Source organism: Streptomyces sp. WAC00040, assembly GCF_056835925.1.
Genome location: NZ_JAKQZE010000002.1, coordinates 125,275 through 136,690 on the forward strand (window position 1 = coordinate 125,275; position 11,416 = coordinate 136,690).

An 11,416-nucleotide genomic window follows, 5' to 3' on the forward strand; every position below is an offset into this window, starting at 1 on the left:
TCGGACCGCGCGCCCGCCGACGCTCCGTCAGCCGCGTACCAGGGCCGACCCGTCAGCCGCGTACCAGGGCCGACGAGGGCTCGGCGCTCGATCCGACATGGATGTCCCCATCCCCCGGCATGCCTCCCAACTGAGCCTCGGCCAGGCTGCATTAGTGTGTCCGTTCGAGTCGTTCGACAGGGTGGGGGCCGACATGACCGCGGAATCTCCGGAGGTGCCGGAGTCGTCCATATCCGACGAGGAGTGGGCGAGGTTCCAGCTCGAGAGCGAGGGGCCCGCGCGGCTGGCCGCGCCCAAGGAGCCGTCCGCCAGGGCGCGGATGGTCACCGAACGGCTGCGGCGCGCCGACGAGGAAGCCGCACGGCGGCAGGGGCGGTTGCGGCGCTGGGCACGCCGGGGGAAGCCCGTGGAGTCCCGGCCCGCCGGGTGGCGGGAGTGGCCCGGCCGGCCGCAGGCGGTGAAGCCGCGCCGCAGGGTGCGCGGATTCGTCTGGGTGGGCGTCGTGGTCGTCCTGGTGCTGCTCGCCATGAATCCGCAGCGGGTCCTCTTCTGGCTGACGTGATCAGCTCGCGGGCGGTGGCTCCAGTCCGGACAGCAGCGAGGCGATGTCCAGTCCGGTGAGCAGGTACTGCTCGAACGCCGCGTTGTGCAGTGCCCACGGTGAACGCCGCAGCCTGACCCGGTCGATGGCGCCCTCCGCGTCGTGTCCCAGTTCGACAAGGGTCTGGGCGGCCACCAGGCCGGCGCGGTTGTAGCCGGAGTAGCAGCGCACCAGCACCCGGCGTCCCGCCCGAACGGCGTCGGCGGCCGTCAGCGCCACCCGGCGCACGCGGTCGATCTCGTCCGCGGTCAGCCAGTCGTCGGGGATGGGGACGACATGATGCTCCACGCCCTCGTCGGGACCATGGCCCTGGCGGGTGTAGAGGCTGATCACGACGTCGAACTCGTCGGCGACCACGACGTCCTGGTGCCGGCCCGCGGTGTCCGCCCAGACGTGACCGCCGACCCACAGGCCGGTCGTGATCTCGTCCCAACGGCTGCGCGGCTCGGGGACGTCGCCTTCCCTGCGGCGGGTCCTCACTGGCCCGCGGGCTCGGGCTCGGCCACGGAGGGCTGCGGAGGCACCACGGGCGACAACTGCGCGCCCAGCCACACCGGCACGCCGCCCAGCAGCCGGAACAGCCTGCGCGCCTCGGAACGCAGGCGGCCCGCCTCGGGCTCCGGTTCGCAGTCCGCGAGCCCGGCGAGCGCGGGCGCGGTGCCGATCAGATAGCCGAGGTCCTCGCGGATGCGCAGGCACTCGGAGAAGCCGTGCCGGGCCTGCGTCAACTCGCCGTCCCTCAGAGCGAGTCCCGCCTGCTGCTGCCAGGTGAACGACAGCAGCAGCGGGTCGTTCTGCGCCTTCGCGCCGGCGTGGGCCCGCTGGTAGGCGGCGAGGGCCGCCTGCGGCGCGTCCGCGATGTGCTCGGAGACCAGCCCGCGCCGGAAGTCGAGCAGCGGGCGTCTCGGTGAGGCGGGGGAGAGGAGCGCGGTCGCCCTGCCGAGAGCGGAGCGGGCCTCGTCGGCCCGGTCCCGTACGCCGAGGCGGGTCGCCGCGTAGGCCAGTCGGCCGCGCTCGCTCGCGGCGCCGCCGCGTTCCTCGTCGTCGCGGGCGACGGCTTCCGCCGTGCGCAGCGCGTCCTCGGCCTCCGCCCAGCCCTCGCAGGTGAACAGGCAGCGCTCCACGAGCAGTCCGGCCCGCTCCAGTGCCGCCGCGGGGTCCGCGGCACGGGGCGCGAGCAGCGCCGCCGCATCGGTCCAACAGCCGCGCGAACGCAGCCGCCATACCGCGGTCTGGAGTGGATCGTCACCTGCTGTGGTTCCGGAACCAGACATGGCGGTATGCGCCACTTGCCCTCCCCGAGCACGCCATCGAGCTGTTGAGTCAGACGGCATCTCAGCACGGATCCGCACGCCTGGCCAAGGGTTCAGGTGAATCAATTCACAATCTTTCAGCGGCCGACGGGGTCGCCATGGGCGCCGTCGCCGGGGGAGATCAGGGCGAGATGGCCCCCGTCGTTGAGCGGTGTGGGCACCTTCAAGGTCGTCACCGGGGGTGATGTTCCAGGAGCCGCGTCGGCGTCAACCAAGTGAATCTCACCATGACCCCCACGGGTGACTGCGACGAGCGGTGATCCGGGTGACGCGGCGACCGCCCGGCGCTGTACCCCGTCCCACGGTGTGCCGCCGGGCCGAGGTGCGCCGTCCATCGCGGGCAGCGGCAGCCGGGCGGCGACGGCGGGGGAGTCCGAGTCCGTCGTGACGAGGACGAGTTCGTCGCCGTCGGGGTGCACCCGGGCGTACGCGGTGCGGCGCGCGGCGACGGCGAGACGGAAGACCAGCCCGGGGCCGAGCGGAAGGCGCCCGGTGATGTCGTGCTCCAGCGAGTGCCACCAGGCGTCGTTGGTCCACTCCGGCCAGCGGCCCGGGTCGGCGGGCCCGCCCCGTACGCACGACCAGAGCGTCCGGCGCGCCGGATCGAGACGCAGGTAGTAGCCGCGCCCCGCGCCGGCCCATGACAGCGGCTCCTCCGCCACCAGGGCTCCGCGGTCGCGGCGGGCGCGCCGGACGCCGGAGCCGGTGGCCGCGAACAGCCGCCCGGAGAGGGGGTCGTGGGCGTCGCCGTGCCCGTCGCCGTCGGGGAGCGGCAGTTCGGCCGTGGGTACGGCGGGCGGGCAGGCCGGCGGGGCGCTCATCAGGTCGGCGTGCCGGTAGGCGGTGAACGAGCCGGGTTCCCGGTGGCGCAGCACGACGAGCGCGTCGTCCTCGGCGGGGCCGCCGAGGACGGTGACGCCGGGCTCGCCCGTACGGGTGCGGACCCGCACCGAGCGCGGTCCGCCCGGTGCGCCGAGGTCCACCGCTGTCAGCAGGTCGCTCCACGCTTCCCAGTTGCGGCCGAGCCCGGTGGTGACGGCGAGCAGCCGCCCGGTCGGGTCGGCGGCGAGATGCTCGGCGGGGGCGGCCACCGGCACCGTCGCCGCCGTCAGTGGCCGCCCCGTGTCCGGGCCGTAGGGGTCGAGGACGACGAGCTCGCCCGCGAGGTCGTCGACGAACGCGGTACGGCCGCCGGGCAGGGCGAGGAAGCCGGCGTGCTCGGCGAGGTGGCGCCCTTCGACGCGGCCGGTCTCCCGCCCGTCCGGAAGGCTCAACACGTATACGGCGCCCGCGACCTGGTCGGCGACGAGCAGGCGCGGAGAGGCGGGGGCGGGGTTCACGGACACGGCGGTCTCCGGGGTCGGCGGTCGCGGGGGCCGCGGTCGGGCGGTGTTGTTGGTAATGATTATCATGTAGAAATGATGTCGGGTCATCCGTCCGGCCGAGCCGAAACGAAAGAGATGCGATGCCGCGCAGAGCGATGAGGACCGTCCGCCGATGGGCAGCCGCCGCTGTCCTGGGAACCCTGCTGGGGGGCTGCGGGGCACCCGCCGAGGAGGCCGGCGACAAGCCGGAAGGAACGGCGTCGGCGGTCGACGTACGGGCCGAACCCATCACCCCGGCACGGAAGATCACCGACGCCGCGGGCGTCACCGTCACGACGCCCGCCCCGCCCGAGCGGGTCGTCTGCCTCGTGGCCCTCTGTGACGACATGCTCTCCGAACTCGGCATGCGGCCCGTGGCCACGAACTCACAGCTGCTGGCCCGTAAGGAGTTCCTCGGCGAGAGTGAGGCCGCGGGGATCCCCGTCGTCCCCGGCGGGTTCATCAGCCCCGAGGCGGAGGCGATCCTGTCGCACGACCCGGATCTCGTCATCGGTCTCGAGGACACCCACGGCAAGCTGGCCCCCGCGCTGAAGGGCGCCACCGTCTTCTGGCCCGTGCAGCCCCGCGCCTGGGAGGACAGTGTCGGATACCTGCGCGACCTGGCCGCCCTGACCGGGCGTACGGAGCAGGGCGAGAAGGCCGAGCTCGCCTTCCGGCAGAAACTCGCCGACGCGCGGACCGCGAAGAGCGACAGCACCTCACTGATCATCTTCGGGAGCGACGAGAACTTCGGCGTCGCCACCCCCGGCACGGACGTCGCCGCCGGACTGTTCCCCGGCATCTCCCACTACCCGTGGCAGAGCCGTGGCGTCGAAGGCTCTTACAGCATGGAGGAGATCCTGGCGCGCGATGTCGACATCCTCTTCGTCGAGACGCTGTCCTTCGGCGGGCCCTCCGAGGGCAAACTGTCCGACCGGCTCGCCAAGAACCCGCTCTGGTCGCAGATCCCCGCCGTCAAGAACGGCAAGGTGTACGAGGTCGATCCCGAGGTGTGGGCCAAGGGGCGCGGCACCCGGTCCCTGAGCATCGTCCTCGACGAGGCCACGGCCAAGCTGCGGTGAAGCGCCGGATCGCCGCCGCCGGCGGACTGCTGACGGCGGCGGTGCTGTGCGCGCTGTCCCTCGGCACGCCGTACGTCCCGCTGCTCGGACTGCCCGCCGCCCTCGGCGGCGACGGGCTCGCCGGGCTCGTCGTCACCGAACTGCGGATGCCCCGGCTCGTCCTGGCGCTCGTCGCCGGAGCCTGCCTCGGCGCAGCCGGCCTGGTCCTCCAGGAGGCGCTGCGCAATCCGCTCGCCGTGCCCGAGATGCTCGGGGTCTCCTCCGGCGCGGCACTCGGCGTCGCCGCGCCCCTTGTCCTCGCCCTCTCCGTGCCTCTGGCCGTACAGCCGCTGCTCGCCGTCGGCGGAGCCGCGGTCGGGGGCGTACTGACCCTGATCGCCGCCGGTCTCGGACGCAGCCCTTCGGCGGTCCTGCTCACCGGCGCCGCGGTCGCCGCGGCGCTCCAGGCGGCGCTGCTGGTCCTGATGGTGCTGGCCGACCAGCTCGACCTCCAGCTCATCTACCGCTATCTGCTGGGCAGTCTGTCCGCGCGGACCTGGCAGGACGTCACCGGGCTCTGGCCGTGGCTCGTGGCCGCCGTCCCCGCGCTGGTGCTGTGCGCGCCGGTGCTGTCGGTGCTGCGGCTCGGCGACGACGACGCCCTGGCGCTCGGCGTACGGGTGCGGCGGGCCAGGTTCGCAGCCCTCGCCATCGCCGTCGTGCTGATCGCGCCGGTCGTCGCCGTCTGCGGACCCGTCGCCTGGGTCGGCTTCCTCGCACCCCACTTGGCCGGGCGGCTCGACCCGCGGGGCGACGCCGTGCGTCGGCTGCCCTGGTCGGCGGCGTGCGGCGCCCTCGTCGTCGCCTGCGCGGACCTCCCGGCCCGGCTCGCGCTGGCACCCGTCGAGACACCCGTCGGCGCCTGGACGGCACTCCTCGGCGTGCCGGCCGGGGTCGCCCTCATGAAGAGGAAGGCGGCCGTGGCATGAGCGCACTCGCACCCCTCACCACCCGGCGGTGGCCGCTCGTCGTGGCCGCTCTGCTCGTCCTCGCCGTGGGCTGCGCCGACCTGGTCGCCGGGCGGTCGCTGGACGCCAGGGACGTGTGGCAGGTGCTCGGCGGCGACGGCGACCCGGCGGCACGTCACATCGTGCTCCGGCTCAGAGTGCCCAGGGCGCTCGTGGCGCTGGCCGCGGGCGCGAGCCTCGGACTCGCGGGCATGGTCCTCCAGTCGGCCCTGCGCAACCCGCTCGCCGGCCCGGAGGTCACCGGCGTCACCCCCGGCGCGGTGCTCGGCGCCGTGACCGCGACGGGTCTGGGGCTGGCGGGGTGGCGCTCACCCGCGGCCGTGGTGGTCGCCGCCTGCATCGGCGGATTCGCGGGCGCCGGCCTGCTGTGGCTGCTGACCGGCCGCGAGAAGTCCGACCCGGCGCGGACGGCCGTACACGGAGTCCTCGTCTCGGCGGTCCTCTCCGGGCTCACGGCGATGGTCCTGCTCGTCGCACCCGGTGAACTCGGCAGCGTCGTCCAGTGGCTGGTGGGCTCCACCGAGGGTCGCGTGTGGGAGCACTGGGTCCTGCTGTGGCCGTGGGCGGCGGCCTGGGCGATCGCCGCCTGGGTCATGGCCGGGCCGCTGACACTGCTGCGCTGCGGCGACGAACAGGCCGCCGCGGCGGGCCTCGCGACCGGCCGGGCCCGCGCCACGGCGCTCGGCTGCGCCGTCGCACTCACGGCGGGCGCGGTCTCCGCCGTCGGCGCCCTCGGCTTCGTCGGACTCCTCGTCCCCCACCTGGCGTTCGCCGTTTTCGGCGCCGACCTGCGCCGCGCCCTGCCCGGCGCGGCGCTGCTGGGCGCGGCCGTCGTGACCGGAGCCGACGCGGGAGCCCAGTGGCTGTCGCGGGTGCTGGCCGGGGCGCTGGACATGGACCGTCTGTCCGTACCGACGGGCGCGCTGACGACATGCGTCGGGGCCGCCCTGCTGCTGGCGGTGGCCCGGCGCTCGGCGGGCCCCGAGTGATGCCGTGCACGCGACCGCCCGGCCGCACCACCCGCCGCATCGTGCAGGCGGTCCGGCAGCCAGAACCCCGGCGGCCCGGGCCGCCCCGTCAGGGAGGACACCCATGACAACGGTCACCCGCCAGGAAGCCGACGCAGGAAAACGGCGGCCGGAGCAGCAGGGGACGTTGAACATCGAGCGACTGCGCTTCGGATACGGCCGGCGGGAGGTGCTGAGCGGAGTCGATCTCGACATCGGGGCCGGCGAGAGCGTCGCCCTGGTCGGACTCAACGGCTGCGGCAAGAGCACCCTGCTGCGGCTGTGCGCGGGCCTGCTCACACCCGCGGCAGGCCGGGTGCGCCTCGGCGGCGACGACCTCGCCCGGCTGTCACGCAGGAGCACGGCCCGCAAGGTCGCCCTCCTGCACCAGTCGGCCCCGGCCGTACCCGGCATGACGGTACGTCAACTCGTCCGTCAGGGCCGCTACGCGGACCGGGGGCCGCTCGGCATGCTCAGGGACGGCGACGACGCCGTCTTCGCTCGGGCCATGGCCGACGTGGGTGTCGGCGAGTGGGCGGACCGGTCCGTCGATTCCCTGTCGGGCGGCGAACGGCAGCGCGTACGGCTCGCGATGGCCCTGGCGCAGGACACCCGTGTGCTGCTCCTCGACGAACCCACGACCTACCTGGACCTGCGTCACCAGCTCGAGGTCATGCAGACGGTCGTCCGGCTCCGGGAGGAGCGCGGACTGACCGTCGTGATGGTGCTGCACGACCTCGGGCACGCGGCGCGCTTCGCCGAGCGGATCGTGGCCCTGCGGGCGGGCGCCGTGGCCGCCGACGGCTCGCCCGCCGAGGTCGTCACGCCCGGCCTGCTCGCCGAAGTCCTCGGCGTGGCAGGGCGCGTGGGACGCGACCCGGAAGGCGGCTGGCCCGTGTGTTACCCGGATCACCCACTTCCTCTCGACGAACCTCTTGCGAAATGAAAATCATATTCATTAGTGTCCTGGGTGTCGCCGCCGCACCGTCCGGGCGGCGCAGCCAGGAACCGACGAATGGAGAGCAACTCATGGAGCAGCACAAGGTCTTCAGCCCGATCGCCGAGCAGGGCCAGCTCGCCCACCTGTCCGCCACCCACTCCAACGCCCTCGTCGAGAACCCCTTCGAGGACAGCGCCGCCGCCGTCGAGACCGACAGCGACAAGTAGCCCCCGCCATCGGGCCCGCCCGGAACACCGTTCCGGGCGGGCCCGACCCGCACCCGCCCCGAACCCCAGGAGAACCCGTGGCCACCGCGCGACTCGCCCCCGGCGTCGCCCTCGTCACCGTCCCCGGACAGGGCCTCGCCGTCCGGACGCCCGACGGCCGGTTCCTCCGCGTCGACACCGGCACGGCGGCACCGGAGACGGTCGTCGCGCACCTGACCCGCGCTCGAGGCCGGCCGGAGGGCACCGCGCTGAGCTCCCCCCACCACGGCCCGGCCGCCACGGGCTCCGGCCCCTCGGCCCCGGGCGCCGTCGACAGTGAACTCGCTCTCCTCGTCGCCGCGTTCGGCGACGCCGGCTATCTCGCCCGCGATGGGGACGGCGTCCGCGCGCCGCTCGCCGGACACACCGTCGTCGTCCTCGGCGACGACGTGCTGACCGAGCCGCTGACCCGGTTCGTACGGGCAGAGGGCGGCGAGGTGCGCCACGCGACGCGGCTCACCGACCTGCCCGACGAGACGGCACCTCGCGCTGTCGTCTGGTGCCTCGACTCGCCCGCGCCGCACGGGCTGTGGGACGAGGCGGACCGGCTGCCGGCCCGCGGGGTCGGCTGGCTGCGCTGCCACCGCGAAGGCACGACGGCGTGGCTCGAACCACTCGCGGCCGGCCCGGGGGACGTCACCTCGGCCGACGTACGGCTGCGACGCCTCGCCGCGACGCCTGCCCACCGCGAACTCGCCGCCTACTGGGCCGGATCGTGCACCGACGACACCGGACCGACCCACACCGCGGCCTCGGCCGCCCTCACGGCCTCCCTGCTGACCGCCGACCTCATCGCGTGGGCGACGGGCCGGGGCGGCGCGCGCCGACTGCGCCGCGTCGACCTGCGCGACCTCACCGTCCACGAGCACACGGTGCTGCCGGTCCCCGCCGTCGCACCCCTGACGCGATGACGGCCGGATCCGTGAACGAAGGCCCCGCCCTACCGGTGCCGGAACCCGTTCCCCTGCCCGGACCCGTCTTCGTGCGCGTGCCCGTCGACGGGGCGGGTCTTGCCACCAGCGTGCAACTCCCCGGCGGCGAAGGGCCCTTCCCGGCCGTCGTCCTGCGCACCCCGTACGACCGGCGCGGCCACCGCGACGAGGCGCGCGCCTGGGCCGTCCGGGGCTTCGCCGCCGTGGTCCAGGACGTACGCGGCCGGTACGCGTCCGAAGGCGACTGGCAGCCCTACCGGCACGAGGAGGCCGACAGCGCCGCCACGTTCCGCTGGGTACGCGGCCGGTCCTGGGCGGACGGACGAGTCGTCGCCGCCGGCTCCTCTTACGCCGCCCACTGCGCACTCGCGGCCGTCGCCGACCGCGACCCCCGGAGCAGGCCGGACGCGGTGATCGCCGCCGTGCCCGCTCTCGGCCTGGCGGAGACGGCCCGCGAAAGCGCCGGCGTGGAGCGGCTGTGGGCCCGCGCGGGCTGGTGGGCGGCGCACGGCGACCGTCCCGACTCCGACGCGGCGGCCCTCGACAAGGCCCTCGCGTGCGACCCCCGGCTCCTCGAGCACCTGCCCCTCGTCCGTCTCCCTGAGCGGCTCGGGCGCCCGCTTCCCTCCTGGCCCGGGCTCTGGGCCGCGCCGGACCGGACCGCGCCCGCGCCCCGCGTGCCACTCCCGCTCCTCGCCGTGGGCGGCGCCCGCGACCCGTTCGCCGACGACACGCTGCGGCTGTGGCGCGACTGGCACGGTCCCGCACGGCTGCTCGTCGGACCGTGGGGCCACGGCCTGACCTCCGAGCCCGCCCCGGAGGCGCGCCCCGGGCATCGGATGCGGCTCGGCGCACTGTACGTGCGGTGGGCACGCGCCGCCCTCGGAGGCGCCCTGGGGCACGAACGCCGGGGCGCCGTCGCCCTCGGCGGCAGCGAACACTGGTACCCGGCACCGCACGGCACGGGCGGGCGGACCGCCTGGCCGTTCGGCGTTCCCGGCGGACTGCGGCTCCTCCAGGGCAAAACCTTCGTCGCCGACCCCGAACAGCCCGTTCGCTCCGACGACTTGAGCGTCGAACGCCGTGAGGTCCCCGACCGCGCACTGCTCGTCACCCCGCCGCTGCCCCGCCCCGTGGACCTGTGCGGCGCCGCCGCAGCGGAGCTGTGCGCGACCGCCACCACCCCCACCGCCGACTGGGCCGTACGCCTCGTCGCCCTCGATCCGGACGGCCGTGCCCGGCCGCTCGCCGCCGGCATCGTCCGCAGGTCGGACCCGGCCGGCGAGGAGGCCCGGTTCCGGGTGCCGCTCGGCCTCGTGGCCTTTCGGCTGTCCGCGGGGACGCGGCTGCGCGTGGAGGTGGCCGGACACCACTTCCCCGCCCATGCCCGTAACCCGCACACCGGCCAGGACCCGGTCCACGCCACCCGTCTCACCGCCTCGCGCAGGAGCCTGCGGCCGGCAGGCAGCAGCCTGCTGCTGCCCGTCGTACGCGGCGGCCGGCCCATCGACCCCGTACAGGAGACATGCAGTTGACCAGCCCCCTGACCCTCGACGCGCTCGTGGACCCCGTCTGCGGGCTGATACGCGCCGTGGAGCCCGTACCGCACCCCGCGGGCGCACCTCCCCGCTACACCGCCATGACCGCGGACGTCGGCGACGCACGCCGTTTCGGGGCGTGGCCGGCCGACCGGGTGTCGCTCGGCACCACGTTCGGCGATCCCGAAGGTGCGCGGATCGCCGCGGTGGCCGAGGCAGTGGAGCGCTACTGCGGCAACCGGCTGCCCCCCGCCGGACACCCCGACGCACCCCGCCGGGCCACGGCCGCGGAACTCCTCTCCGAGGGCCGCACCCTCTACGGGCCCGGGGACCTGCCCGTCCACGCCGACTGGCAGTACGAACGCCCCCGTTTCGAGTACGGCCGCTTCACCCCCGACACTCCCGCGCTGTGGGCCCGTGCGCAGGAGGGCGGCGAGGAATGCTGGGCGCCCGTCGCACTGACTCATCTCAACTGGCGGCAGGGCGACATGCGTGACCTGCCCCGTACCCACCACCTCAACTACGCGGGCATCGCCACCGGTCAGGGCTTCGACGACGCCGTCGAGCGGGGCCTCCTCGAAGTCGTCGAGCGTGACGCCCTCGAACTGTGGTGGCACCTCGACGGCCCCACCCGCGGCATCGACCCCGGCTCCGTCCCCGGCCTCGCCCACGACCTGGACGGCTGCGGACTCGACGTGTTCATCGTGGAGATGCCCTCCGAGTTCGCGCCGTGCATGGCCGCCCTCGTCCACGACCGCGCACGCGGCATCCACGCGGCCGGCTTCGCCTGCCGCTACGACCCGGCGGAAGCCGCCCGCAAGGCCGTCCTGGAGGCCGTGCACACCTGGGTGTTCACCCAGGGCACGACGGAGGCGGACGGCTGGGTCTTCCGGGCGATCGACGCCGGGATGCTGGCACGCGGCCTGTACCTGGACCACCGTGCCGACCGCCGCTACCTCGACGACTGCGGCCCCCACTTCCGTGCCGTCCGCGACCTCGGCGCACACGTCCAGGTGTGGCTGGACCCCCGGACGGCGCCGCTGGCCGACCGCTTCACCCGACCCGCCCTCGGCGTCGTTCCCGTCAGCGCGGTCCCGCACGGAGGCCGGACCGCGCTGGAGGAGCGCCTCGCGGCCGGCGGGCACCGGGTCGTCACCCTGGACCTGACCACGGAGGACGTCGCCGAGACGCCACTGCGGGTGGCCCGCGTGCTCGTCTCCGGTCTGGTTCCCAACGCACCCGCCGCGTTCGGCTACTTCGGCTGTCCGCGGTTCGCGCAGGCCGCGCTCGGACGCGGCTGGCGCGACCGCGCACCCACCGGGCCCGGCGACTTCACCCTCACGCCGCCCCCGCACATGTGAGGCGG

Annotated in this window: 12 protein-coding genes; 9 read left to right on the forward strand and 3 right to left on the reverse strand. The window is 74.9% G+C overall.

Going from position 1 to position 11,416, the window contains the following annotated elements:
- The first annotated feature begins 193 nt into the window (after positions 1-193).
- Complete coding sequence (locus tag MDN94_RS19785) at positions 194-562, forward strand: hypothetical protein (RefSeq protein ID WP_482727222.1); 369 nt, start codon at positions 194-196, stop codon at positions 560-562.
- Here MDN94_RS19785 and MDN94_RS19790 read toward each other — a convergent pair whose 3' ends face one another.
- The 3 genes from MDN94_RS19790 to MDN94_RS19800 all read right to left on the reverse strand — a co-directional run bounded on the left by MDN94_RS19790 (position 563) and on the right by MDN94_RS19800 (position 3,260).
- Positions 563-1,081, reverse strand: coding sequence for a protein-tyrosine phosphatase family protein (locus MDN94_RS19790; RefSeq protein ID WP_482727223.1), 519 nt, complete (start codon positions 1,079-1,081; stop codon positions 563-565). It lies immediately after the preceding gene.
- Complete coding sequence (locus MDN94_RS19795; protein ID WP_482727224.1) at positions 1,078-1,875, reverse strand: hypothetical protein; 798 nt, start codon at positions 1,873-1,875, stop codon at positions 1,078-1,080. The genes MDN94_RS19790 and MDN94_RS19795 overlap by 4 nt, the downstream gene beginning before the upstream one ends.
- Before the next feature lie 116 nt (positions 1,876-1,991).
- Positions 1,992-3,260: a hypothetical protein gene (locus tag MDN94_RS19800; RefSeq protein WP_482727225.1), complete on the reverse strand. Its 1,269-nt coding sequence runs from the start codon at positions 3,258-3,260 to the stop codon at positions 1,992-1,994.
- 119 nt (positions 3,261-3,379) lie between these two features.
- Between MDN94_RS19800 and MDN94_RS19805 the strand changes: the two genes are divergently transcribed.
- The 8 genes from MDN94_RS19805 (at position 3,380) to MDN94_RS19840 (ending at position 11,411) form a co-directional block, all read left to right on the forward strand.
- A complete protein-coding gene (locus MDN94_RS19805) occupies positions 3,380-4,360 on the forward strand; it encodes an ABC transporter substrate-binding protein (RefSeq protein WP_482727226.1) in 981 nt (326 codons plus the stop codon).
- Positions 4,357-5,328, forward strand: a complete 972-nt coding sequence (locus MDN94_RS19810; RefSeq protein WP_482727227.1) for a FecCD family ABC transporter permease — start codon at positions 4,357-4,359, stop codon at positions 5,326-5,328. Before MDN94_RS19805 ends, MDN94_RS19810 begins: the two co-directional genes overlap by 4 nt.
- Positions 5,325-6,356: a FecCD family ABC transporter permease gene (locus MDN94_RS19815; RefSeq protein WP_482727228.1), complete on the forward strand. Its 1,032-nt coding sequence runs from the start codon at positions 5,325-5,327 to the stop codon at positions 6,354-6,356. Before MDN94_RS19810 ends, MDN94_RS19815 begins: the two co-directional genes overlap by 4 nt.
- Before the next feature lie 103 nt (positions 6,357-6,459).
- Complete coding sequence (locus tag MDN94_RS19820) at positions 6,460-7,320, forward strand: ABC transporter ATP-binding protein (RefSeq protein ID WP_482727229.1); 861 nt, start codon at positions 6,460-6,462, stop codon at positions 7,318-7,320.
- 83 nt (positions 7,321-7,403) lie between these two features.
- Positions 7,404-7,541 carry a streptamidine family RiPP gene (amiA, locus tag MDN94_RS19825; protein WP_364597084.1) on the forward strand — a complete coding sequence of 46 codons (138 nt, stop codon included), beginning with the start codon at positions 7,404-7,406 and terminating at the stop codon, positions 7,539-7,541.
- Between the two features lie 77 nt (positions 7,542-7,618).
- The gene (locus MDN94_RS19830; protein ID WP_482727230.1) at positions 7,619-8,491 is read left to right on the forward strand and encodes a hypothetical protein; all 873 of its coding nucleotides are present in this window, start codon (positions 7,619-7,621) and stop codon (positions 8,489-8,491) included.
- The gene (locus MDN94_RS19835; RefSeq protein WP_482727231.1) at positions 8,488-10,047 is read left to right on the forward strand and encodes a CocE/NonD family hydrolase; all 1,560 of its coding nucleotides are present in this window, start codon (positions 8,488-8,490) and stop codon (positions 10,045-10,047) included. Before MDN94_RS19830 ends, MDN94_RS19835 begins: the two co-directional genes overlap by 4 nt.
- Positions 10,044-11,411, forward strand: coding sequence for a YcaO-like family protein (locus MDN94_RS19840; RefSeq protein ID WP_482727232.1), 1,368 nt, complete (start codon positions 10,044-10,046; stop codon positions 11,409-11,411). Before MDN94_RS19835 ends, MDN94_RS19840 begins: the two co-directional genes overlap by 4 nt.
- Positions 11,412-11,416 lie beyond the last annotated feature (5 nt).

Coding starts and splice junctions, on each gene's coding strand:
- MDN94_RS19835 (WP_482727231.1), top strand. CDS start 8,488: ATGACGGCCGGATCCGTGAACGAAGGCCCCGCCCTACCGGTGCCGGAA.
- MDN94_RS19820 (WP_482727229.1), top strand. CDS start 6,460: ATGACAACGGTCACCCGCCAGGAAGCCGACGCAGGAAAACGGCGGCCG.
- MDN94_RS19785 (WP_482727222.1), top strand. CDS start 194: ATGACCGCGGAATCTCCGGAGGTGCCGGAGTCGTCCATATCCGACGAG.
- MDN94_RS19815 (WP_482727228.1), top strand. CDS start 5,325: ATGAGCGCACTCGCACCCCTCACCACCCGGCGGTGGCCGCTCGTCGTG.
- MDN94_RS19805 (WP_482727226.1), top strand. CDS start 3,380: ATGCCGCGCAGAGCGATGAGGACCGTCCGCCGATGGGCAGCCGCCGCT.
- amiA (WP_364597084.1), top strand. CDS start 7,404: ATGGAGCAGCACAAGGTCTTCAGCCCGATCGCCGAGCAGGGCCAGCTC.
- MDN94_RS19795 (WP_482727224.1), bottom strand. CDS start 1,875: ATGTCTGGTTCCGGAACCACAGCAGGTGACGATCCACTCCAGACCGCG.